The following is a 23921-nucleotide window of genomic DNA, read 5'->3' on the forward strand; positions in this document are numbered from 1 at the left end:
CTCCTACTGTTCACAGCTTGGTGCGTTGACTACTTGGGTGGTCCATGGGGTGACGGTGGGCGTGTGCACCAGCTCGGCGGTCCCGGCGCCGGTCTGGCCGGTGAGCACCGTGACGTCGAGCGTCCGGGTCTGCCCCGGGCGGGTCTCCACGTTCGCCACCGCCACCTGGCGGCGGCCGTCGGTGCCGCTGCCCATCGCGGTGTCCCGTCCGTCCAGCCGGCCGGTGAGCACGGCGCCGCCGGTGGGCGTGTGCACGGAGACGAAGGTGCGTGCGGTGTACTTGTCGCCGGCCAGGGCCAGCCCGGTGACCGACTTGCTCAGGCCCGACTTCGGGGCGGTGGAGTGCACCGTGACCCGCAGCCGCAGCTCGCGGCGCCCGTCCGGATGGCATTCACCGACCGTCACGGTGGCCGAGAACCTGAGGTAGTAGCCGAGCTTCGCGCCGCTGCCGTCGTTGAGGAACACGCCGACCGTCGGCACGGTGTCCTTCTCCGGGAGTTGACCGGCCAGCCGGCTGCCGGCCAGTGCGCGTTGCTCCTCAGATCGGACACTCCAGAACAATATCCGACGTTCATTGATTGAACGGGTAAAAACGGTCAAAAGCGCCCTCGGGTCTACCGTCTTGGTGAACAGCGTGTCGAAGACGCCCGACGCGGATCTGCTGAAGAACTCGTCCTGGTCCTTCGTCTCCAGATCCCGGTACGAGTCACTGAGCAGCGTCCGTACCGCGGTGGCGGCGGCCAGCGACGGCCCGTCCGGCACGGGCACCGGACCCACCACGCCGAGCAGGTACGACAGGACCACCGGGTCCACCGCCAGCACCCCGTCCACAGTGGTGCCGGTCCGTCGGCGCACCATGTCCCGGTAGAGCGCGGCGGCGGCCGGGAAGTCCGGCGTGAGGTTCACGTCCGCCGGATAGATGCCCGGCAGCTCACCCCAGAGCCGTTTCGCCTCCGCGCCGACCTTCAGCGGCGGGTCGAAGAGCCGCAGGTCGGACGAGCTGCCCTGCTTCACCAGGCGAATCCCTCCACCCTCGGCGCGCAGCACGGCGTACGCACCGAACATGCCGCCGGTGGCGCGCAGCTCGGCCGGGTTCTGCGAGACCAGCAGGTAGGTGCGCGGCCCGTCCGCGCCGAGCAGCGGCGGCAGCAGCCGGGCGCCCCGGTCGGCGGCCGAGGTCAGCTCGCCGAGCTGGTCCAGCTCGGTGCGCAACGCGACGACCGCGTCGCGTACCTGCGTCACGAGGTCGCCGGTGGGCACCTGCCGCAGCCGGTCGGCGGTGCGGCGCACGGCCTGGTCGGCGGCGGACACCTCGGCCGAGACGGCGCGCAGGCGGGCGAGATCCAGCTTGCCCTGCTTCGGCACCAGCGAGGCGAGGTCGACGCGCAGCAGCGTGGGGAACGCGAGCCGGGCCAGGTCGTCCACCGCCACCGAGATCTGCCGGACCGCGGCCAGGTTGTCCCCCGCGTACGGCGTCTGCTGGCCCACCCACCACACCGGATCGCCGGTCTCGCCGCGCGCGGCGGCGGCCTGCTCCTGCAACGCGGCGAGCGTGCGCTGGGCGCGGGCCACGTCGCCGTCGAGCACCTGGGCGCTGAGCTCCCGGGCCAGCCCGGCGGCGTTCACCAGGTGGGCGCGGGCCTGCCAGCCCCGGAACGCGACCCAGCCGCCGGCGCTGAGCAGCACCGACACGACGACCAGCCCGGTCAGCAGGATCCGGCGGACCCGGGCGCGCCGGCGCCGTCGCGAACGGCGCCGCCGGCCGGGCGTGGCACCAGGTCCGGTCACGGATTTCCCCCTACGTGTCGGTCGAATCGGACACAATTCGCGATCGAGTGCTTTTTAGCACGAGAAAGTCCCTGTTCGAGGCGTTATTCGACACTCTGCCGACTTATCGGCTGGGTGCGAGCTTCGTTCGGTTCGAGGACCGCTCGGCCGCCTCGTGCAGCAGCGCCTCGATCCGGTCCACCCCGGCTCGCAACGACATGTCCCGCAGGTACGCGTCGCGGCCCCGCCTGCCCATGTCGAGCCGGGCGGCCGGCGGAATGGCGGCGGCCAGCCAGAAGCGGTCGGCCAGCGCCGCCCAGTCCTCCGGCGGGCAGGACAGGCCGGCGCGGGCCCGCTCCACCAGCTCCGCCGTCTCCCCCGCCGCGGAGGCGACCACCGGTGCGGCGCAGGAGAGCGCGGCCTGCAGCTTGCCGGGCACCCGGCCCCGCAGCTCCGGCAGGTCGCGCTGGGCCACGAGCTGGTAGTCGGCGGCGGCGTACAGCTGCGGCATGTCCACCGCGGACCGTCGCTCCAGGAACCTGACGTTGTCCGCGCCGAGATCGGCGGCGAGCCCCCGCACCCGCCGCTCCTGCGGACCGGAACCGACGAGCACCAGATCCATCCGGTCGCCGAGCGCCGCAGCCGCCCGGACCGCCGTCTCCAGATCCTGGTGCGCGCCGATCGTCCCGGCGTGCATCACCACGCAGCGGTCGTCCCGGCGGACCAGCCGCCGCACCGCCGGACCGGCCTGGGTGGGGCGGAAGATGCGCTCGTCGGTCCAGTTCGGCACCGTGCGCACCCGGCCCGGGGCGGCCCCACCGGCGCGGACCAGATCCGCCATCGACGGCGAACCGACGGCCACCACCGCCGCCTCCCGGTAGAGGCGGCGGGAGGCGGACTCCAGCCGCGCCGACCAGCCGCCGTCCGGCGCCGCACGACCGTCCCGCTCCGTCCACACGTCCTGCACGTGCAGGACCGTCGGCGTACGGCCGAGCAGCCGCAGCAGCCCGGTGGCGGCGAACGTGACCGCCGGGTGCCCGTAGACGTAGAGCACATCGACGTCGCGCAGCAGGCCCCGTCCGGCGAGCGCGGCGCTGCCGGCGAAGGAGAGCCAGCTCGCGGTACGGGCACGGGCGGAGCCGTCGCCCGCGGCGTAGCGGGGCACCCGGCGCACGGTCAGCCGCTCGCTGTGCGTCTGGTGCCGCCAGCGCTGCCGCCAGCCGGGATAGACGTGACCGCCCGGGTAGTCCGGGAAGCCGGTGAGCACCCGTACCTCGTGACCCCGGGCCACCAGCTCCTCGGCCAGGCTGCCCGGGACGAACGCCGGCTCCGGCGGGAAGTGGTAGGTGAGGATGCCGACCCTCATGACCGCGCTCCCGGCGCGGCTTTCCGGACGGCCGGGCGCCGCACCGCGTACCATTCCCGCATCCCCTCTGCGTCCGGCCGCGACCGCCGGAAGAACGCCGTCGCGGCACCCTCCGTCGCGACCCTGCCGACGAGAGGGGTGCAGATGGTCGACGAGGTGCTCTTCGTCTGCCACGCGAACATGTGCCGGTCACCGATGGCGGAGTTCATCGCCCGCCGCATGCTGGCCGGCCTGCCGCTGACGGTGGCCAGCGCGGGAACCGACGCGATCGACGGGGCGGTCATGCACCCGTACGCGGTCGAGGTGACCGCGGCCACCGGCGCGGACCCGGCGGCCTTCCGGACCCGCCGGCTGCGCGCCGAGCACCTGACCGGTGCGGCGCTGGTGCTGACCGCGACCCGCCGGCAACGCTCGGCCTGTACCTCGCTGGCGCCGGCCGCGCTGACCCGGACGTTCACGCTGCGGCAGTTCGCCCGGCTGGCCGCGGAGGCCCGCCCTGCCGAGGCGGAGGCGGACGCGGGCACGCCGTTGCGCGCGACGGTGTCGGCCGCGGTCCGCGCCCGGGGGCGGCTGCAACCCGCCGCCCCCGACGCGGAGGACCTGCACGACCCGATCGGCGGCTCGCCCGCCGACTTCCGGCGGTGTGCCGAGGAGATCGAGCGGTCGATCCGGCCCGTGCTCGCACTCATCGCGAAAGCCGGGTGAGTTCCTGCGTCCGGTCGCCCACGGCCTTCGCGCCCCGCCGGGTGCCGGCCCGGTCGGCCGGTACGGAGGGCGCCGCGGGTGGCACGACCACCTTGTACGCCTCGTACTGGTAGGCGTCCGCCTTGGCCACCTTGGCCATGTTGAGCACGCAGCCGAGCAGGCGCACCGACACCGAGCTGAGCGCGTGCGCCGCCGCGGCGACCTGGCTGCGGGAGGTACGCCCCTGCTGGGTCACCAGCAGCGCGCCGTCGGCCTGCACGGCCACCACCACACCGTCGGTGACCGCCAGCAGCGGCGCGGTGTCGATGACCACGATGTCCGCCGAGTCCCGCAGCGCGACCAGCAGGTCCGCCATGGACTTGGAGCCGAGCAGCTCGCTCGGGTTGGGCGGGGTGGCGCCGCTGGGCAGCACCAGCAGGGACTTCTCGCCCCAGCGCTGCACCACGTCACCGACCTGGACGTCACCGACGAGCACGTCGGTGAGGCCGACACCGCCGTCGAGCCCGAGGTAGTCGGCGACCTTGGGGCGGCGCAGGTCGGCGTCGATCAGCAGCACCCGCCAGCCCGCCTCGGCCAGCGCGATGGCGGTGTTGCAGGCCATCGTGGTCTTGCCCTCGCCCTGCAGCGCGCTGGTCACCGCGATGACCCGGGCCGGCTCGTGCACGTCCACGAAGCGCAGGTTGGTACGCAGCTTGCGGACCGCCTCGGCCCGGGCGGAGGTGGCCGCGTCGCCGACGATCAGCGGCGCCGACCGCGCGCCGGTCTCGTACGGGATCTCGCCGAGCAGCGGGCTGCCGGTCACCCGTTGCAGCCCGGCGCCGTCGCGCATCCGGACGTCGGCCACCCCGCGCAGCACTGCGAGGCCGGCGCCGAGCAGCAGGCCGAGCAGACCGCCCAGGACCAGGTTGCGGGTGGGCTGGGGCGAGACCGGGTCGGAGGTGACCCGGGGACCGCTGACCACCTCGATCTTGATGGGCGGGGCCTTGCCGTCAGGCGGCGTCTCGACCTTGCGGACCAGCTCGGTGAACTTGGTCGCGAGCATCTCGGTGGTCTTCAGCGCCCGGGTCTGGTCGGTGTCGGTGATCGTCGCATGGAGCAGGACCGTGCCGGTCGTGGCGGTGGTGTGGATCCGGCTGCGCACCTGGTCGGCGGTCAGGCCGAGCGGCGCGTCGGCCACCACGCTCTGCGCCAGCCGGTCGCTGGTGAGCAGGTCACCGTAGGACTTCACCCGCTGCTGGAGGAATAGGCCGCCCTGGTAGGCGTCGGTGACCCCCTGGCTGGGCGTGGTGACGAAGAAGGTCACCGAGGCCTCGTACCGAGGCGCCGTCCGGACCGTCACCAGCGCGGCGGCGCCCAGACCGAGCATCACCGTCACCAGCACGATCCACCAGTGGCGTCGGACCAGGCGCAGGTAGCCGAGAACGTCCATCACGCTCCCCCTCGCGACACGCCGGTCTGCCGATGAAACTGCACGAAAGCCCCCTAAAAACCCCAGTTGCCGTGCCAGGATCGAATCGCCTATTCACGACGTTACGTGACTGGACGACAGTAAACGACCGAACAGGCACAGACGGTCTAATCCTTTCAATACGGATAGGACGTAGAGGGCAGCTCATGGATCGTGATGCGATCACAGCCGTTCGACCCCCCGGCCGGATCACCCACCGCGCCGCCACCCTTTCCCTGTTAACGCTGGACACGGCCGCGTGGTGCGGCGGTTTTCTCGGTGCCGCCTGGACGCGGTACGAGTTCGACCTCACCGCCGCCGCCAGCGCCCGTACGCTCGGCGTGGCGCTGGCCTGCGCCGCGCTGTACGCCGCGCTCACGCTGCTGCGGTCCCGGCTCTACGGCCGGTATCCGATCGGCAGCGCCGGCGACGCGCAGGGCCTGGCCACCACCGTCGCGCTCGTCGCGGCCGTCGGCTTCGTCGCCCTGCTGCCGTGGACGGAGCACCCGGTGCCGGCCAGCACGCCGCTGGTCGGCGGCGCGGTGGCGCTCGTGGTGATGGCGACCGCTCGCGGGCTCTGGCGGGCCCACGCCGACCGCCGGCCACCCGCCGCGGGACACGCCGAGCGCTGCCTGATCTACGGGGTGGACGCGGCGAGCGAGCGGCTCGTCCGGGCGCTGCTGCACGACCCGGACAGCAGCTACCGGCCGGTGGGTCTGCTCGACGACGCACCCGACAGCCGCGGCCTGCGGCTGGAGCGGCTGCGCGTGCTCGGCGGCCGGGAGCAGATCGGCATCGCCGTCCGGGCCACCCGGGCGAGCACCGTCATCTTCTCGATGAGCGGCTCCGACCCGCAGCTGCTGCGCGACGTGCGCACCCGCACGCTGGAGGCCGGGGCGGCGTTCAAGGTCCTGCCGCCGGTACGCGAGGTCCTCGACCGTCCGGTGGCCGCCACCGACGTACGCGACCTTCAGCTCACCGACCTGCTGGGCCGCGCGCACCGGGTGGCCGAGCTGAGCGTCGAGCGCGGCGGGCTGGCCGGACGCCGGGTGCTCGTCACCGGCGCCGGTGGCTCGATCGGCTCGGAACTGTGCCGGCAGATCGCCCGCTGCGAGCCGGACGAGCTGATGATGCTCGACCGGGACGAGTCCGCGCTGCACGCCCTGCAGATGTCCCTGCACGGGCGCGCGCTGCTGGACGGGCCGGAGCTGATCCTGGCCGACATCCGCGACGCCGAGGGCATCGCCCGGGTGATCGCCGACCGGCAGCCCGACGTGGTGTTCCACGCCGCGGCGCTGAAGCACCTCACGCTACTCCAGCGCCACCCCGGGGAAGCGATCAAGACCAACATCCTGGGTACGCTGAACGTGCTGGAGGCGTGCCGGGACGTCGCCGAGTTCGTGAACATCTCCACCGACAAGGCGGCCAACCCGGCGAGCGTCCTCGGCTACTCCAAGCGGATCACCGAGCGGCTCACGGCGTACCACGCGCAGCGGCTCGGCGGCCGGTACCTGAGCGTCCGGTTCGGCAACGTGCTCAGCAGCCGCGGCTCGGTGCTCACCGCGTTCCAGGCGCAGATCCGCGCCGGGGTGCCGATCACCGTCACCCACCCCGACGTGACGCGGTACTTCATGACCGTGCAGGAGGCGGTGCACCTGGTGCTCCAGGCCGCGATGATCGGCCGGGGCGGCGAGGCGCTGGTGCTCGACATGGGCGAGCCGGTCCGGATCGCCGACGTGGCCCGCCGGCTCGCCGCCGAGGCGGACCGCCCGGTGGAGATCGTCTTCACCGGTCTGCGGCCGGGCGAGAAGCTGCACGAGCACCTGTTCGGCGCCGACGAGGTGGACACCCGGCCGCTGCACCCGCTGATCTCCCACGTACCGGTGCCCGAGCTGGACCCGGACGAGGTGCGCGGGCTCGACCCCTACGCCGACGCGGACGAGCTGATGAAGTGGATGGCCGCGTTCTGCGACCCGGTCGGGGCGTCCCTGCCGGCTCTGCCCGGGCAACGCTGACCCGCCGGCCGATGGGACGCTCCGCCCGAGTGGTGAGACGGGCGTCCCATCGGCCGGCTCGGCTCGCCGCGGGTGGCGGCGCCCGTTAGGGTTGATCCCGGTGTGCCGGGAAGCCTGGTCGGCGATGGTTCCGCCGACCCCAGCTCCCGAACGGACGCCACATGCCCCAGCACACCCCGCACCGCTCGCGCCTGCTGTCCCGCCGCTCCTGGCCGGAGGCCCGCTTCCTGGCCGACGTACTGCGCACCGAGACCGTCGGCGGCGGCCTGCTGCTGCTCGGCGCGGTCCTCGCCCTGATCTGGGCCAACTCGCCGTGGCGCGCCGCGTACGCCGAACTGAGCCACTGGGTGCCCTGGCCCGGCGGCGCCGGGCTGCACCTCGACCTCGACCTGCGCACCTGGGCCGCCGACGGGCTGCTGGCGATCTTCTTCTTCGTGGTCGGCCTGGAGCTCAAGCGCGAGTTCGTCGCCGGTGACCTGCGCGACCCCCGGCGGGCCGCGTTGCCGGTGGTCGCCGCGCTCGGCGGCATGATCGCGCCGGCGTTGATCTACCTGGCCGTGACGCTCAGCGCCGGCGGCGCCGGCCTGCGCGGATGGGCCATCCCCACCGCCACCGACATCGCTTTCGCGCTCGCCGTGCTCGCCGTGATCAGCTCCCACCTGCCGCAGGGGCTGCGCGCGTTCCTGCTGACCCTCGCCGTGGTCGACGACCTCTTCGCGATCACCATCATCGCGGTCTTCTACACCGACGCGTTCCACCCGCTGCCGCTGCTCGCCGCGCTGCTGCCGATCGCCGCGTTCGGGCTGCTGGTGCAGCGGCGGCGGACCTGGTGGTGGGCGCTGATCCCGCTCGCGGTGGCCGCCTGGACGCTCGTGCACGCCTCCGGCGTGCACGCCACGGTGGCGGGCGTGCTGCTCGGTTTCACAGTGCCGGTGCTGCGCAGCCGCGACGGCGCGCCCGGCCTGGCCGAGCGGCTCGAGCACCGCTGGCGGCCGGTCTCCGCCGGCCTGGCCGTGCCGGTCTTCGCCTTCTTCGCCGCCGGGGTGACGCTGGTCGGCGTGGACGTGGGCGGCGTGCTCACCAACCCGGTGGTGATCGCGGTGGCCGCCGGGCTGGTGCTCGGCAAGGTGATCGGCGTCTTCGGGTCGACGTACCTGCTCGCCCGGTTCACCCGGGCCGAACTGGACGAGGAGATCACCTGGGCCGACCTGCTCGGGCTGGCGTTGCTGGCCGGCATCGGCTTCACCGTGTCGCTGCTCATCGGCGAACTGGCGTTCGGTGCCGGCAGCCCGGAGGAGGACGGCGTCAAGGTGGCCGTGCTGCTCGGCTCGTTGATCTCCGCCCTGCTGGCCTCGGTGGTGCTGGTGCGCCGCAACCGGGTCTACCGGCGGATCAGCGAGCGGGAGAGCCGGGACGCCGACGGTGACGGCGTACCGGACGTGTACCAGGAGGGCCCGGCCTGAACCGGCACGGCGGGCGCGACCATCCGGTCACGCCCGCCGCCACCCTCGACGCGGTACGCCTCAGCGACGGCGCTCGGCCGGCCGCGGCTCGCGCTTGCGCTCCGGTTCCTCGAGCGCCTCGGCGGCCGGCCCGGTGAGGTCGTCACCGGGCACTGCCACCTGCTCGGCGCGGTCCTGCTCGTCCTCGCGCCCGCCCGGCGGCGGCTCCGGCGCGGTGGCGCCTCCGGCGAAGCCGTACTCGTTGGGCTCGTCGTGCCTGCTCATGGGCGGAACCTCCCGGTCGTGCCGATTCGTCCTCCGCCGGGCGGTCACCGCCACGGCGCTCACCCGGGCTGCTTACCCACCGGAGCGCTCTCCGATCATCGGGCGCCGCCGCACCACTCACGTCAGGTCAGCTCGGAGACCGCCTCGAAGATCAGCCAGAGGCCGCAGATGGCGAACAGCACCGCCGCGCCGTAGCGGATGGTCCGCTCCGGGAGGTGCCGGCCGAGCATCCGGCCCACCAGGATCGCCAGCGCGTCCGCCGCCACCATGCCGAGCGTCGAGCCGAGCCAGGTGCCGAACCAGCCGTACTTGGTGGCCAGCGTGATGGTGGCGAGCATGGTCTTGTCGCCCAGCTCGGCCAGGAAGAACGCCACACCGACGGCGATGACCGCGGACCGGCCGCCGCGCTCGGCCTTGCGCTTCTCCTCCTCGGTCAGCTTGTCGCCGCGCAGCGTCCAGGCACCGAAGCCGAGGAACGCCAGACCGGCGATGAGCGAGATCCAGTCGGTGGGCAGGGCCGCGTTCAGGCCGTACCCGATGGCCACCGAGGCCAGGTGGACGACGGCGGTGGCGACAGTGATGCCGATGAGCACCGGCACCGGCTTGAACCGCGTGGCGAACGTCAGAGCCATGAGCTGGGACTTGTCGCCCAGCTCGGCGACGAAGATGACGCCGAAGCTGACCACCAGCGCGACGAGGAAACCCTCCATGTGAACCTTCCCGATCAAGCCGGGAGGAGGAACGGGGGCGCCCTCGACCCGGCTGCGACAGCCTGAGTCGAAGGTCTCGCCCGCCCCGGAGACCGGGGCCGCGTGGCCGGATGCGGAACGCACCAGTGTGTCGACCACGACATTGGGGGCTACTCCCCTTCGCGCCGCCAGCCTAACCGATCACCCGCCGCCCCGGTCACCGGGTGTGGCCGGGGCCACTGCGGCCCTCAGTCGGCGCGGGCCAGGTTCACCCCGAACAGCCCGTCCGGATCGGTCCAGAACGCCCGCCTGTCGAACCCGGCGGCGGTCAGCTCGGCCGCGATCCCCTCCGGCCGGAACTTGGCCGACACCTCGGTCCGCAGCTCCTCACCGGCGGCGAACACCACGTCGGTGTCCAGCACCCGCACCCGGGTCGGGTGCTCGGCGCGCAACCGCATCTCGATCCACTCCCGCTCGGGATCCCAGACCGCCACGTGCCGGAACGCGTCGACGTCGAAGTCCGCGCCCAGCTCGCGGTTGATCACCCGCAGCACGTTGCGGTTGAACTCGGCGGTCACGCCCGCCGCGTCGTCGTAGGCGGGCACGATCACGCCCGGGTCCTTGACCAGGTCGGTGCCGACCAGCAGCCAGTCGCCGGTCTCCAGCGCCGCGCGCATCGCGGTGAGGAACTCGGCCCGCTCCATCGGCAGCAGGTTGCCGATCGTGCCGCCGAGGAACGCCACCAGGCGCCGGCCGCCGGTGGGCAGCCGGTCCAGGTGGCGGGTGAAGTCGCCGACGATCCCCCGCACCCGCAGCCCCGGGTACGCGGCGGCGATCTGCTCGGTGGACGACCGCAGCGCGCTCACCGACACGTCCAGCGGCACGAACGTGCCCAGGTCGCCGTGGCGGGTGAACGCGTCGAGCAGCAGCCGGGTCTTCTCCGACGAGCCCGAACCCAGCTCGATCAGCGTCTTCGCGCCGGTCATGGTGGCGACGTCGTCGGCGTGCGCGGCCAGCACCGCCCGCTCGGCCCGGGTCGGGTAGTACTCCGGCAGGCGGGTGATCTCCTCGAACAGCTCGCTGCCCCGGGCGTCGTAGAACCACTTCGGCGGCAGCCACTTCGGCGCCGCGGCCAGCCCGACCCGTACGTCCTCCCGCAACCCACGGTCGAGGTCCTGCTGCTCCAGGTGGATCTCCAGCGGCTCCGCGCTCATCGAGTGTCCTCTCTTGCGGTGGGTACTGATCGTCAGGCGGCGGTCGTCTCCCGCACGTCGAGCCCGCCCGTGGTCGCCACCACGAGCCGGCCGTCCGGCACGGCCCGCCAGGCCGGGTCGTCGTCGAACGGTTCGGACGCCAGCAGCACCGAGTCCGCGCCGCGGCGCACCGACAGCGCGTGCCCGGCCGTGCTCGCCACCACCGTCGTACCGTCGGTGAGCAGCAGGTTCAGCCGCGAGCCGGGAGCGGCCGCGGTCACCGCCGCGACGGTGTCCGCCACCGCCTCGTCCGGCGGCACGCCGGCCCGCAGCCGGTGCCGGACCAGCGCCCACAGCAGCGCCGAGTCGGTCGGCACGTCCAGGGTGATCAGGTCGCGGACGGGCAGGCCGGCGGCGAGCGGGACCAGGCTGTCCGGCCAGCCCCGCACCACGCCGTTGTGGCTGAACAGCCACCGCCCCTCGGCGAAGGGGGCGGCGGCGGTCTCGTGCAGCGGCATGCCGACGGTGGCCGAGCGGACCGCGGCCAGCACCGCCCGCACCCGCGTCACGGCGGCCAGTTCCGGCAGCGTGGTGTCGCTCCACATCGGCTGGGCCCGCCGGTAGCGGACCGGGTCGCCGTCACCGGGATACCAGGCGACACCGAAGCCGTCGGCGTTGATGGTGCCGCCGCCGCGCATGTCACGCGGCGCCCACGACTGGCGCAGCAGCCCGTACGGCGGGTCGAACAGCAGGCTGGACAGCAGCACGGGTGGACCGAGGTACGCGAGGTGACGGCACATCGGGCCGGCTCACTCCTCCGGGCCGGCGTCACGGGCGCAGCGGAAACCGCTGAAGATCTGCCGCCGGATCGGGTAGTCCCAGTTGCGGAACGTGCCCCGGCAGGCGGATCGGTCGGTGCCGAACGAACCGCCCCGCAGCACCCGGTGGTCGTCGCCGAAGAAGACCTCCGAGTACTCCCGGTACGGGAACGCGGTGAAGCCCGGGTGACCCCGGAACGGCGAGGAGGTCCACTCCCACACGTCGCCGACGAGCTGGTGCACGCCCAGCGGCGAGGCGCCCGCCGGGTACGCGCCCACCGGCGCCGGCCACAGGTGACGCTGCCCCAGGTTGGCGTGCTCGGTGCCCGGATCCTCGTCCCCCCACGGGTAGCGCCGGGACCGGCCGGACGCCGGATCCCAGCGGGCCGCCTTCTCCCACTCCGCTTCAGTGGGCAGCCGCTTGCCGGCCCACGCCGCGTACGCCTGCGCCTCGTGCCAGCAGACGTGCACCACCGGCTCGTCGTCGCGTACCGGCGACCAGCGGCCGAACCGGCGGTACGCCCACCCGTCCCCGTCGCGCCGCCAGTGCATCGGCGCGCTCAGGTCCGCCTCGACGCGGTGCCGCCAGCCCGCCTCGCTCCACCAGCGCGGCTCGTCGTACCCGCCGTCGGCGATGAACGCCCGGTACTGACCGTTCGTCACCGGCGCGGCGTCGATGACGTACGCGGGCAGGTCGACGGTGTGCGCCGGGCGCTCGTTGTCCAGCGCCCACGGGTCGGTGGAGGTGCCCATGGTGAACGGCCCGGCCGGCACCCGTACCTCGCCGCCGACCCGGGCCCGGGGCTCCGGCGGGGGCGGCGCGTCCAGCACCGGGGCGCCCGCGCGTAGCTGGTGGGTGGCGAGCATGGTCTCGTCGTGCTGCTGCTCGTGCTGCACGATCATGCCGAACGCGAACCCGTCGGCGACGAGCGGACGCTCGGTGAAGCGGATGCCGTCGAGCAGGTCGAACACCTTGTCGCGGACCGTACGCACGTAGGCGCGGGCCTCGGCCGGCGGCAGCAGCGGCAGCGCCGGGCGGTCCTTGCGGGGCTGCTTGAACGCGTCGTACAGGTCGTCGATGTCGTGGCGCACCGGTTCGCGGCCGCCGACGTCGCGGACCAGCCACAGCTCCTCCTGGTTGCCGACGTGCGCCAGGTCCCAGACCAGCGGCGACATCAGCGTGGAGTGCTGCCGCACCAGGTCGTCGTCGTCCACCGCGTCGGTCAGCAGCGCGGTACGGGCCCGGGTCCGCTCCAGTTCCGCGGCGATCCGGTCGCGTAGTCGCTCGATGGTGGTCACCGGTGTCCCCTCTCCGCGGCGGCGCGGTGCCGCCGGATCGCTCGATCGGTCTCGTCGTGGATGCCCTCCGGCAGGCCGAGCCTCGGCAGGGCCGTCAGGGCCAGGTCGAACAGCGCCGCCGCGGCGCTCGCCAGCGGACGCTCGGCCAGCCCGCACCGGGCCGCCGCGCGCCACCGGTCGGCGACCGGGCCGGCCGCCGCCAGCGCGTCCCGGGTGGTGGCCGGGTCGGTGAAGAGCGACGTGAGCACGGCCAGCGGCACCGTCCACTCCGGGCCGGGCTGGGTGTCCAGGTAGCGCAGCTCCAGGTAGCCGCGCGGGCGGACCGGCGGGAACAGCGTGCTGAGGTGGTATTCCAGGTCGCCGGTGGTGGGCGGGCGGGGCAGTGCCCCGGCCAGCCAGTCGGCGAACGTGACACCGGGCGGCGCGGTCCAGTCCGGGCCGTCGCCACGTACGCACAGCAGCGGCGCGGCGAGCGCGTACCGGGTCCAGGTCGCCACCGGGTCCTCGTCGGCGCGCTCGGGCGACCAGACCGGACGGGTGCGGGCCGGGTCGATGGCCAGCCAGGTGGCCATCCGGGCGGAGGCCCAGCCGGTGCGGCGGCCCGCGTGCCGGTCGGCGGTGGCGAAGGCGGCGAGCAGCGGCGGGCCGACGGCGTGCGCGGCGGCCCAGCGCTGCGCCAGGTGCTCCGGCTCGCCCGCGTCCAGGCAGACCTGGAGCCCGGCGGTGCTGTACATCATCGCCCGTCCCGCCGGGCCACGCCGGTCGAAGGCGCAGCGCATGGCGCGGTACCGGGGGGTCTCCACGACGGGCCGGGGAAGGCGCCACGGGTCGATGCCGCTGCGGCCGAGCACCAGGCCGGCGGCGTCGAGCCGGGCCCGCAGCTCGGCGACGTCGGCCTCGGTGGCCAGGATGAGGGCGCCGACCGACGATCGCGGCGTCGCGGAGATCTCCACCTGCCCGCCGGGCTCCACGGTCACGGCGCCGCCGTGCCGGAGCTCGTCGGCCGGGCTGGTGGGGTCGAGGGTCACCGGGCTGTGCCGCCCCAGCGCCTCGCGTAGTCGCTCGCGGTCGACCGGCCGGGCCGGGTCCGCGGCGTCGTGCACGGTCCATTCCAGTTCGACGCCGACGAGTGCGGGTGGGCCGGTCTTGAAGCAGATCCGGGCGAGGTGGCCCCGGGCCGCCTCCTCGTCCCCCAGGACGACTGCGCGGTCCAGGTCCGGCGACATCACCACGGGACGGCTCCTCCTCGGCGATGGGCGACGACGTCGTCGCGACGCGCCGGCCGGGACGGCACGGCACGCCGCCCCACCATCCTCTGTCTAGCAGACGAGATCCGCTTGCCCGGAGAGATGAATTTTTGTCCGGAATCTGATTGCGCCGCGCCGCTCAGTCGTCCGCTTCCCGGCCCGGGCGCTCGGGCTCCGGCGCGTCGTCCGGGCTCTCCGGCGACGCGCCCACGAGGTTGCGGCAGTAGCTCTCCACCTGCTCGGGGCCGCCGGCGGCGGCCACCAGGTCGGCGAAGCCCGGCTTGGTGAGCGCCTTCTCCCGCTGTCGTTCCGGCTTGGCCAGGTAGGCGCGGCAGTGGCCGGCCAGGCTCGCCCCACCGTCCGGGGGCGCGGATGGCCGGCCCTTGGCGCTCGGCGTGCCGGACGGGGCCGGCACCGGCGGGGACTCCGCGCCGGACGCGTCACCGGCCGGCGTGCTCGGTGCCGGCCGGGACGGCCCGGTGACGGCGGGGCCGGTCCCCGTCGGTCCGGCGCCGGTGGGGGCGGCCGTCGTCGCGGGCGGCACCACCGGCTCCGGGTCGTGGTCCAGGCGCACGGCGGCGAACGCCACCCCGGCGACGGCGGTGGCGGCGAGACCGGCCAGCGCGGCGGCGATCCGCAGGCGCCGGCGCGGGCGCGGCGCGATCACCGGCGCCGGCGCGGTCCCGGCGCGGGCCGCCCGGAAGGCGGCGAGCGCCTGCTCCTCCCCGGCGACCTCGTCCGGGCCGGCCGGTCCGGCCGCAGCGGACAGCAGCCGGGTCAGCGGGTCGGCGTCGGCGCCCGGCGGCGTGCCGGCGCGAGCGGCGTCGAGCAGCCGGTCGGATTCCGCCCGGTCGGCGGGCCCGACGGACCGGCGAGCGTGCATGCCGTCGTCTCCCCTCACGTCAGCCCTCCGCCGGTTCGGCCTCGGGCGCGTGCGGCACCTGGCGCTCGGTCCGGGGACGCGGCGCGACGGCGTCCCGGGTGTCCGCCGGCGCGGCCTGCGCCGCCGAGCGCTCCAGCAGCGCGGCGAGCCGGCGCAGGCCGCGGTGCGCGGCGGTGCGCACCGCGCCGGCCCGCCGGCCCAGCACCCGCCCGGCGGTCTCCGCGTCCAGGCCGATGACGGCCCGCAGCATCACCGCCTCGGCCTCGGCCGGCGGCAGCGTACGGATCAGCGCGAGCGCGCTCTCGGTAGCGATGGCCTCACCGGCCCGGTCGGCGGTGTCGACGTCGGCGACCAGGTCGTTGAGGGCCTGCACCGGCACCGGCACGGAGGGCCGCCGCCGCTGCCGGCGCAGATGGTCCATGGCCCGGTTGCGGGCGATGGTGACCACCCAGGCGCGGAACTCGCCACCGGTGAACGACGGCAGGTCGCGGGAGATCTGGAGCCACGCCTCCGAGGCCACGTCCTCGGCGTCGGCGCCGACGAGGGCGGTCAGGTAGCGCAGCAGCGCGGGTTGCAGGCTGCGGTAGAGGAACCGGAACGCCTCCTCGTCCCCCGCCTGCGCCGCGGCGACCGCCTCGTTCAGTTCGGCCGTCACGCGCGCCGCCCCGGCCGGATGACGACCCGGAGCCGGGCGTCAACGGGTGCCAGTGACCACACCGCCATCCGCACTCGGCCCCCCGGTGAGCTGAATCAGGCACCCGCACGAGGGTGCGGTGCGCCGTGGACACTGCCGCGCGGCACGGGCGTCGGCGGGACATACCGTACCGGCGTCCGGGTGCGGCCGGGAGTCGGGCCGACGCCGGGGCGGGCGGGTCGCGTCGGCAAGCCTCCGCACGGCGGAGAAACAGAGAGAAATGTCTACCTGCATCACCGGCGTGTCGGGGTAACACCGACGGCGGTCGCGACGCTCCCCGGATCGGAACCCCGCCGGGGGCGGCGGGCCGCGAGCGCGGGGGCGCGTCACTTTCTGGCCGATCGTACCGGGTCGATCACGATCAGCCGATCGGCGTCCCGGGTGCCGGACACCCGGCCGAACGGCCGGCCGGACCGGCCACGGATATCGCGGGAAATACTTCGCGCCTGCTGTGGGTACGGTATGGGGGTGCTGTCCTCAGACGTCGTACTCAGCGGTCGGTACCGCCTCGATGACCGTGTCGCCACCGGCGGCATGGGCGACGTCTGGCGTGCCACCGACCTTGTCCTCGGTCGCCCGGTCGCGGTGAAGGTGCTGCTTCCCGCCCTGGTGTCCGACCCCGACTTCATCGCCCGGTTCCGTTCCGAGGCCCGGATCATGGCCTCGCTGCGCCACCCCGGCGTGGTCCAGGTCTTCGACTGCGGCGAGGACGACCTGCCCGGCGGCGGCCGGGCCGACTACCTGGTGATGGAGTTCGTCGCCGGTGAGCCGCTGTCGCGGCGGATCGAAACCGCCGGACAGCTCGAGGTCGCCGAGACCATGTCGATCGTGGCGCAGGTGGCGCAGGCGCTGCACGCGGCGCACGGCCGCGGCATCGTGCACCGGGACGTGAAGCCGAGCAACCTGCTCGTGCAGGACGACGGCACCGTGGTCCTGGTCGACTTCGGCGTGGCCCGGTCGACGAACGTCACGAGCATCACCAGCACGAACGCGGTGCCGGGCACCGCCCTCTACATGGCGCCGGAGCAGGCCGCCGGCCGGCCCGTCTCGGGCGCCACCGACGTGTACGCGCTCGGCGCCGTCGCGTACTGCTGCCTCACCGGCAGCCCGCCGTTCACCGGCGACAATCCGCTCCAGGTGGCCGTACGCCATCTCGACGACGAACCGCCGGAGCTGCCGGCGGAGATCCCGGCGTCGGTGCGGGAGCTGGTCTCCCGCGCGCTGGCCAAGGATCCGGCCGACCGTTACCTGAGCGCCGCGGCGATGGCCGACGCGGCGCGGGCCGCGCGTACCGACTCGCCGACCGCGACGGTGGCGCTGCGCGGCGCGGCGGGCTCGGCGCGGTCCCGCGACGACCAGCCGGCGGTCCGCCCGGGCGCCGCGGTGGCGACGTCGCGGCGGCGGGGCCGGCGTGGCACGCTCGTCGGCGCGCTGGGCGCGGTGCTGGTGGCGATGGGCGCGCTGGGCGCGCTCGTGGCCGCCGCCAACGACACCGCCGAACCGGCCACGAAGATCGACAAGACGGCGCCCGCGGTGGCGCCGAGCGACCCGGTCGCGGAGCCGGTCGCCGACGAGCCGTCGGCCGACGACGAGTACACCTACCGGCCGGTCGGCCCGGGTGGCCGGCCGTCGGCCACGCCCTCGGTGACGCCGAGCACCTCGGCGACCCCGTCGGCGCAGCCGAGCGTGACCGACGAGCCCGCCCCGTCGGCCGAGCCGAGCAGCACGCCGTCGAGCGCGCCGACGACGACGGCACCCACCACGGCGCCGGCACCGGACCCGACCACCGCCGACCCGGGCACCGGCACGGGCGGCGGTGGTGACACCGGCGGCCAGCCGGCCACCCAGCCCTGACTCACCACGAGCCGGCCCCGCACACGGCGGAGCCGGCTCGTCCGTGTCCGGGCGGCGGTGCTCAGTCCGCGCCGAGCGACGCCACCACCGGCCGGGACAGCGCCCGGCGGGCCGGCAGGACCGAGGCGAGCAGCGCGGCCACCACCGCCACCGCGACGATCAGTCCGATCCGTCCCCAGGGCAGCACCAGCGTGAAGTCGCCGCCGATGCGGGCCACCACTGCCATCGCCCCGGCCGCCGCTCCGGTGCCGAGCGCGATGCCGAGCAGCGTGCCGACGAGCGCGGTGAGCACCGCCTCGACCGCCAGCACGCCCCGCATCCCGGCCCGGCTCAGTCCGACCGCGCGCAGCACCGCGGTCTCCCGGGTGCGTTCCACCACCGACAGGCTGAGCGTGTTGGCGACCCCGACCAGCGAGATCACCACGGCCAGGCCGAGCAGCGCGGTGACGAACCCCAGCACCATGTCGACGGTGCCGGTGAGCATCTTCTTGTACGCGGCCTGGTCCATCACGTTCACCGTCGGATAGCGGGCCAGCACCGACTCGACGGCGGTCCGGGCGGCGTCGACACCCACCCCGGGGGCCGGGTCCACCTCGGCCAGGTAGCCGCGCTCGCTGGGGAACATGGCGGTGAAGTCGGTGTCCAGCACGTCCACCAGGTGACCGGCGGGCACCGGGCTGCCGGCCAGGACCGGCTCCTCGTCGGCCACCACCGCGACGACCCGGAACGGGCGGCCGGCGAGCGTGATCGCGGAGCCCGCCGTCCAGCCCCGCGCCGCAGCCAGCTCGCGGTGCACCAGCACCGAACCCGGCCCCAGGTCCGCCGGGTCACCGGCGTCCACCGCCGACAGCGTGCGCCGGACCAGCGCCGGATGCGCGGCGCGCAGCTGCACGTCGCCGACCACCCGGCTGCGCTGCTCGTGCACCACACCCAGCTCCGGGCGGGCGGCCAGATCGTCGGCGACGGTGGCCGGCAGGTCGCCCCCGATGCCGGTGACCAGGAAGTCCACCCCGATCCGGGCGTCCACCGCGCGTTCGATGCCGGACTTGACGCTCGCCGCGCCGACGACGAACGCGGAGACCAGCCCGATGCCGATCACCATGGCCGTCGCGGTGGCGGCGACCCGGCGCGGGTTGCGCACCGCGTTCGACACGGCCAGCCCGCCGGTGGCACCGAACGCCGCGCGGAACGGCCCGCCGAGCACCCGTACCAGGGCCGGCACCAGCACCGGGCCGAACGCCACGATGCCGCCGAAGGCCAGCAACGCGCCGGCCGCGACCAGCACCACCTGGCCGGTGGCACCCGCGCCGGCCAGCGCCGCCACACCGGCGGCGAGCGCCAGCGCGCCGACCGCCAGCCGGACCCGCCCGGCCGGGCGTACCGGGTTGATCGCCGCGTCGGTGAGCGCGGCAACCGGGGCGACGCGGGTGCCCTGCCAGGCCGGCAGCGCGGCCGACGCCACGGTGAGCAGCGTCCCCAGCCCCAGCGAGAGCAGCAGCGTCCGCGGGGTCAGGGTGAGCCCGCTGCCGAGCGGCGCGCCGGTGCCGGCGAGCAGGACGCCGAGACCGCCGGCCACCGCCGCGCCGGCCAGCACCCCGGCCGCGGAGGCGAGCAGGCCGGTCACCGCCGCCTCGGACAGCGTGGCCCGGTAGATCTGCTCCCGGGTGGCGCCGACCAGGCGCAGCAGCGCGGTACGCCGGGAGCGCTGGGCGAGCACGATGGCGAAGGTGTTGGCGATCACGAAGCCGGCCACCACCACCGCCACCGCCGCGAACGTGCCCAGCAGCATGCCGAACTGCCGCAGGTCGCGGACCGCGTCGTCGACTGCCGCGTCGAGGATGGCGTCGCGGTCCCGGACCGTCACGTCCGGTCCCAGCACGGCACGGATCCGGTCGGCCAGCGCGGCCGTGTCCACCCCGGGCCGCGCCGCCACCATGATCCGGCCGTAGCCCTTCTCGCCGCTGACGGTGAGCGCGTCCGGTCCGATCAGCCCGATGTACGGGCCGCCGACGTCGCGGGAGCTGCCGTCCACGTCGACGGTGCCGACCAGGGTGTACGGGCGGGCCGCGCCGTCCTGCCCGCCGATCGACACCGGCCCGCCGACGGTGAAGCGCTGCTCGGCGACGGTCTCGTCGTCGAGCACCACCTCGCCGGGGCGCTGCGGCAGCCGCCCGGCGACCACGTCGTAGGACTGCAGGTCCGTCTCGGTGGGGATCGCGGCGAGGACCGCGTACCCGAGCACGGGACGGCCGTCGCGGCCGACCACCCCGGCGGAGCCGGTCAGTTCGCCCGCGGCGGCGGCCACCCCGTCGACGGCGCGCACCCGGTCCACGAGCGCCGGGGGCAGCGGGCTGGTCTCGGCGTACGCGGCCAGGTCGGTGTGCCTGTCGAACTCACCGGCCCGCTCGTACGCCCCGGCGCGCATGCCGTCGATGAACATCAGCGTGCCGGCGACGAACGCGACGCCGAGCACGATCGCCAGCGAGGACAGCAGCAGGCGCAGGCCGTCGGCGCGGACCTGGCGCAGGGTCAGGCGCAGCATCCCGGTCACCGCCCCGCCGGGGTCACGGCCGGGTCGAGCCGGCTGAGCGCGTCCCGGACCGCGCCGACCGTCGGCGCGTGCAGTTCGTCGACCAGCCGGCCGTCGGCGAGGAAGACCACCCGGTCGGCGTACGCGGCGGCGGCCGGGTCGTGGGTGACCATGACGACGGTCTGGCCGAGCGTGTCGACCGCCTCGCGCAGCAGCCGCAGCACCTCCGCGCCGGAGCGCGAGTCGAGGTTGCCGGTCGGCTCGTCGGCGAAGATCACCCACGGCCGGGTGATCAGGGCGCGGGCCACCGCGACGCGCTGCTGCTGGCCGCCGGACAGCTCCGCCGGGCGGTGCCCGAGGCGATCGGTCAGGCCCACCGCGGCCACCACCTGACGCAGCCAGGTCGCATCCGGCCGGCGGCCGGCGATGGCCAGCGGGAGGACGACGTTCTCCTCGGCGGTGAGCGTGGGCAGCAGATTGAACTTCTGGAAGACGAAGCCGATCCGGTCCCGGCGCAGCCGGGTGAGCCGCCGGTCGTCCAGGCCCGTCAGGTCGGCGTCGCCGATGTGGACCGCCCCGGCGGTCGGCCGGTCGAGGCCGGCGAGGCAGTGCAGCAGTGTGGACTTGCCGGAGCCGGACGGGCCCATCACGGCGGTGAACCGGGCGGCGGCCAAATCGAGGTCGACGCCGTCGAGCGCGACGACGCGGGACTGGCCGGCGCCGTACTCCTTGCGCAGCGCGCGGGCGGCGAGGGCGACGCCTGTGGTCGGTGGTGCGGACACTGTGGTGCTCCTGTCGGACACGGTCTGAAGACAGTTCCGACGCTAGGCCCGGCACCGCTGAGTCGATCTCCACCTGCGCGCTCGACCTCGGTGCGACCACGGTCGTCCCCCACCGGGGGAACCCGTACGACCTGAGACGTACGGCCGGTCAGCCGCCGGGCGTGACCAGGCCGCTCTCGTACGCCAGCACCACCGCCTGGACCCGGTCGCGGAGCTGGAGCTTGGCCAGGATGCGGCCCACGTGGGTCTTCACCGTCGCCTCCGCGACGTGCACCCGGGCGGCGATCTCGGCGTTGGAGAGCCCCTGCGCCACCAGCAGCAGCACCTCTCGCTCCCGCTCGGTGAGCTGGGCCAGCCGGGGGTCGGTGGCCGGCGCGGGACCGAGCTGCCCGGCGAACCGGTCGAGCAGCCGCCGGGTGATCGACGGTGCCACCACCGAGTCGCCCTGTGCCACCACCCGGATCGCCGCCATGAGTTCCTCCGGCGGCACGTTCTTGAGCAGGAACCCGCTCGCCCCGGCACGCAGCGCGGCGAACGCGTCGGCCTCGGTGTCGAACGTGGTGAGCACCAGCACGCGCGGGCCCCCGGCCGGCCGGGCGCAGATCCGCCGGGTCGCCTCCACCCCGTCCATGGTCGGCATCCGCAGGTCCATCACCACCACGTCGGCCTCGATCCGGTCCAGCACCCGCAGCGCGTCCGCGCCGTCGATGGCCTCGCCGACCACCTCCAGGTCCGGCTGGGAGTCGAGCACCATCCGGAACCCGGCCCGCACCAGCATCTGGTCGTCGACGATCATCACTCGCACGGTCACGCCGCCGCGCTCCCTTCCTCGGTGCCGGCGCCCGCCGGCAGTGGCAGCCGCGCCTGTACCCGCCAGCCACCGGCGAGTGTGGGTCCGGCGGCGAGGCTGCCGTCGTACACTCCGACCCGTTCCCGCATGCCGACCAGGCCGTGCCCGCCGGACGGCGCCGGCCGGACCACCGGAGCGCCGCCGCCGTCGTCGACCGCCCGGACCACGACGGCGTCGGCGGCCCAGTCCAGCGTCAGCTCCACCGACGCGCCGACGCCGGCGTGCTTGAGCGCGTTGGTCAGGCTCTCCTGCACCACCCGGTAGAGGGTCAGCTCCAGGCCGGGCGGCAGCGCCCGCGGTGTGCCGGCGCCGCCGCAGGTGATCCGCAGCCCGGCGGCGCGGAACCGGTCGAGCAACGCGGGCAGCTCCACCAGCGCGGGCCGCCGGTGCGCCGGTTCGGCGGCCGGCTGGTCCGCCGGCGCCGGCTCCGGGCGGTCCGGTTCCCGGAGTACGCCGACCAGCCGCCGCATCTCCTCCAGCGCCGCCCGGCCGGTGTCGGCGACCACCTTGGCCGCCTCCCGGGCGGTGGCCGGATCGCGGTCGAGCGTGAACCGCACCCCGTCGGCCTGCACGATCATCACGGCCATGCTGTGGGCGACCATGTCGTGCAGCTCACGGGCGATGCGAGTGCGTTCCTCGGCGACGGCGGCGCGCGCCTCGGCCTCCCGTTCCCGTTCCAGCGTGGCGGCGCGTTCCTCCAGGCTGAGCACGTAGAGCCGGCGGGTCCGCAGGTTCAGCCCGGCCAGGAAGACCGCGCCGACGATCAGGGTGTAGAAGACCGCGCCCATCCACCAGGGACCGGTGCCGGGCGTCTGGAGCGCGGCGAGCACCCCGCCGATCAGGGCGACGATCCCGGCGGCGATGCCGTCGCGGAGCCGGTCGGCGTACTTGACCACGCTGTAGAGGGCGATCAGCACGGCGATGTCGTAGCTGAGCGGGCCCCAGCCGGCGATCACCTGGACCAGCGCGAGCGCGGCCACCAGGGCGCCGACCGCCGACGGGTGGGTACGCCGGAGGAACAGCACCGCTGCCATCGCCAGGCCGACAGCGGTCGCCGGGATCCCGGTGTGCCCGGCGACGAAGCCGGACAGCGCGAAGAACGCGACGAGGCCGCAGACTGCCGCGTCGAACGCGACACCCCGCAGCGGTCGACCGAGGATCAGGCGGTTCACGACCTCCCAGCCTAGGCCCGCCCTTCGCCCCTCCCCCGCCCGCTCCCAGGTCAGCGGGTCAGGAGGGCCTGCATGCGGCTGATCTCGGCGGACTGCTCGACGGCCACCGAGGTGGCGAACTCCTGCATCGGCTGGTCGACGCCGACCTTCAGCAGGTCGGTGGACATAACGATCGCGCCCCGGTGGTGGTCGGACATCATCTGCACGAACAGCTTGTCGAACGCCGTGCCGCGGGCGTCGGCGAGCCGCCGCATCGCCTCCGGGGACTGCATCCCGCGCATGCTGCCGTGGTCGTGCCCGGGTACGTCGGCGGGCAGGTCGCGCGTGCTGAGCCAGGCCCGCAGCAGGCCGACCTCCGGCCCCTGCGCGGCACGGATCCGGTCGGCGACGGCGCGCACCCGTGCGTCGGCGGCGCGCCCGGGCGCGAGGGCGGCCATCTCCAGGGCCTGCTCATGGTGCGGGATCATCATCCGGACGTACCAGACGTCGAGGCTGTTCCAGCGCGGCGTGGTGGCGCCCCGGACCTGTTCGGCCGGGCGGGTCGCGGCGGGCTCCCCCGGGCGCCCCGGCACCACCACGGGCGGCGCCGACCCGGCGGCGCTCGCGCTCGGCGCGGCCGGCGCGGCGGTTCCGGCCGCCTCCGGGGTACGGGTGTCCTCGCGCCCGGTCAGCGCCAGTGCGCCGACCACCAGGAGGGTCACCAGTGCTGTGACGCCCACCCACACACGCGCCTGCCGGCTGGTCATACGACGCCTCCTCCGGTCAAGGTGAAAGCGATCCTATCCATAGACGAAAGTTCCCAAGTGTGACCCAGCTCACATTGATGACCGTCTCAAATAGGTAAGGTGTGGCGAATCATGACCCCCTTTCGAAGGGCGTTGCC

Annotated in this window: 20 protein-coding genes; 4 read left to right on the plus strand and 16 right to left on the minus strand. The window is 74.7% G+C overall.

Going from position 1 to position 23921, the window contains the following annotated elements; all coding sequences use genetic code 11:
* Positions 1–3 precede the first annotated feature (3 nt).
* Positions 4–1788 (minus strand): DUF4012 domain-containing protein, encoded by a 1785-nt coding sequence (locus O7546_RS15595; RefSeq protein WP_194799322.1) that lies wholly within the window; start codon positions 1786–1788, stop codon positions 4–6.
* 103 nt (positions 1789–1891) lie between these two features.
* A complete protein-coding gene (locus tag O7546_RS15600) occupies positions 1892–3133 on the minus strand; it encodes a glycosyltransferase family 4 protein (RefSeq protein WP_194799321.1) in 1242 nt (413 codons plus the stop codon).
* A gap of 144 nt (positions 3134–3277) precedes the next feature.
* On the opposite strand from O7546_RS15600, the gene O7546_RS15605 reads away from it, so the two are divergent.
* A complete protein-coding gene (locus O7546_RS15605) occupies positions 3278–3838 on the plus strand; it encodes a low molecular weight phosphatase family protein (RefSeq protein WP_281599112.1) in 561 nt (186 codons plus the stop codon).
* On the opposite strand, the gene O7546_RS15610 is transcribed toward O7546_RS15605, so the two are convergent.
* Entirely contained in the window at positions 3819–5267 is a 1449-nt protein-coding gene (locus O7546_RS15610) for a polysaccharide biosynthesis tyrosine autokinase (RefSeq protein ID WP_281599114.1), read from the minus strand. The genes O7546_RS15605 and O7546_RS15610 overlap by 20 nt on opposite strands.
* Before the next feature lie 185 nt (positions 5268–5452).
* On the opposite strand from O7546_RS15610, the gene O7546_RS15615 reads away from it, so the two are divergent.
* Together O7546_RS15615 and nhaA are read left to right on the plus strand one after the other, a co-directional pair.
* Positions 5453–7300, plus strand: coding sequence for a nucleoside-diphosphate sugar epimerase/dehydratase (locus O7546_RS15615; protein ID WP_269697085.1), 1848 nt, complete (start codon positions 5453–5455; stop codon positions 7298–7300).
* Between the two features lie 161 nt (positions 7301–7461).
* Positions 7462–8763: a Na+/H+ antiporter NhaA gene (gene nhaA, locus O7546_RS15620; RefSeq protein WP_194799317.1), complete on the plus strand. Its 1302-nt coding sequence runs from the start codon at positions 7462–7464 to the stop codon at positions 8761–8763.
* Between the two features lie 60 nt (positions 8764–8823).
* Here the strand turns inward: nhaA and O7546_RS15625 are convergent, their stop codons facing one another.
* From O7546_RS15625 to O7546_RS15660, 8 genes are all read right to left on the minus strand, one after another.
* Positions 8824–9027, minus strand: a complete 204-nt coding sequence (locus O7546_RS15625; protein ID WP_194799316.1) for a hypothetical protein — start codon at positions 9025–9027, stop codon at positions 8824–8826.
* A gap of 122 nt (positions 9028–9149) precedes the next feature.
* Positions 9150–9737 (minus strand): TMEM165/GDT1 family protein, encoded by a 588-nt coding sequence (locus tag O7546_RS15630; RefSeq protein ID WP_194799315.1) that lies wholly within the window; start codon positions 9735–9737, stop codon positions 9150–9152.
* A 227-nt stretch (positions 9738–9964) separates the two neighbouring features.
* A complete protein-coding gene (gene egtD / locus O7546_RS15635; RefSeq protein ID WP_281599118.1) occupies positions 9965–10930 on the minus strand; it encodes an L-histidine N(alpha)-methyltransferase in 966 nt (321 codons plus the stop codon).
* A gap of 32 nt (positions 10931–10962) precedes the next feature.
* Positions 10963–11709: an ergothioneine biosynthesis protein EgtC gene (egtC, locus tag O7546_RS15640; RefSeq protein ID WP_194799313.1), complete on the minus strand. Its 747-nt coding sequence runs from the start codon at positions 11707–11709 to the stop codon at positions 10963–10965.
* Between the two features lie 9 nt (positions 11710–11718).
* Positions 11719–13026, minus strand: a complete 1308-nt coding sequence (egtB, locus tag O7546_RS15645; RefSeq protein ID WP_194799312.1) for an ergothioneine biosynthesis protein EgtB — start codon at positions 13024–13026, stop codon at positions 11719–11721.
* Positions 13023–14258 (minus strand): ergothioneine biosynthesis glutamate--cysteine ligase EgtA, encoded by a 1236-nt coding sequence (gene egtA, locus O7546_RS15650; protein WP_194799311.1) that lies wholly within the window; start codon positions 14256–14258, stop codon positions 13023–13025. The genes egtB and egtA overlap by 4 nt, the downstream gene beginning before the upstream one ends.
* Before the next feature lie 154 nt (positions 14259–14412).
* Positions 14413–15174 carry a hypothetical protein gene (locus O7546_RS15655; protein ID WP_194799310.1) on the minus strand — a complete coding sequence of 254 codons (762 nt, stop codon included), beginning with the start codon at positions 15172–15174 and terminating at the stop codon, positions 14413–14415.
* A gap of 1 nt (position 15175) precedes the next feature.
* On the minus strand, positions 15176–15811 hold the full coding sequence (locus O7546_RS15660; RefSeq protein WP_194799309.1) for an RNA polymerase sigma factor: 636 nt from the start codon (positions 15809–15811) through the stop codon (positions 15176–15178).
* A 507-nt stretch (positions 15812–16318) separates the two neighbouring features.
* Here O7546_RS15660 and O7546_RS15665 point away from each other — a divergent pair.
* Positions 16319–17704, plus strand: a complete 1386-nt coding sequence (locus O7546_RS15665) for a serine/threonine-protein kinase (RefSeq protein WP_281599123.1) — start codon at positions 16319–16321, stop codon at positions 17702–17704.
* A 61-nt stretch (positions 17705–17765) separates the two neighbouring features.
* Here O7546_RS15665 and O7546_RS15670 read toward each other — a convergent pair whose 3' ends face one another.
* The 5 genes from O7546_RS15670 to O7546_RS15690 all read right to left on the minus strand — a co-directional run bounded on the left by O7546_RS15670 (position 17766) and on the right by O7546_RS15690 (position 23784).
* Positions 17766–20246, minus strand: coding sequence for an ABC transporter permease (locus tag O7546_RS15670; protein WP_281599124.1), 2481 nt, complete (start codon positions 20244–20246; stop codon positions 17766–17768).
* 5 nt (positions 20247–20251) lie between these two features.
* Complete coding sequence (locus tag O7546_RS15675) at positions 20252–21016, minus strand: ABC transporter ATP-binding protein (RefSeq protein ID WP_194799306.1); 765 nt, start codon at positions 21014–21016, stop codon at positions 20252–20254.
* Positions 21017–21164: 148 nt separating this feature from the next.
* Positions 21165–21827, minus strand: a complete 663-nt coding sequence (locus tag O7546_RS15680) for a response regulator transcription factor (RefSeq protein ID WP_194799305.1) — start codon at positions 21825–21827, stop codon at positions 21165–21167.
* Positions 21824–23038 (minus strand): histidine kinase, encoded by a 1215-nt coding sequence (locus tag O7546_RS15685; protein WP_281599128.1) that lies wholly within the window; start codon positions 23036–23038, stop codon positions 21824–21826. The genes O7546_RS15680 and O7546_RS15685 overlap by 4 nt, the downstream gene beginning before the upstream one ends.
* Before the next feature lie 50 nt (positions 23039–23088).
* Positions 23089–23784 carry a DUF305 domain-containing protein gene (locus O7546_RS15690; protein WP_194799304.1) on the minus strand — a complete coding sequence of 232 codons (696 nt, stop codon included), beginning with the start codon at positions 23782–23784 and terminating at the stop codon, positions 23089–23091.
* Between the last annotated feature and the right edge of the window lie 137 nt (positions 23785–23921).

Origin of the sequence: Micromonospora sp. WMMA1976 (assembly GCF_027497335.1) — a bacterium.
Lineage (GTDB): Bacteria > Actinomycetota > Actinomycetes > Mycobacteriales > Micromonosporaceae > Micromonospora > Micromonospora aurantiaca.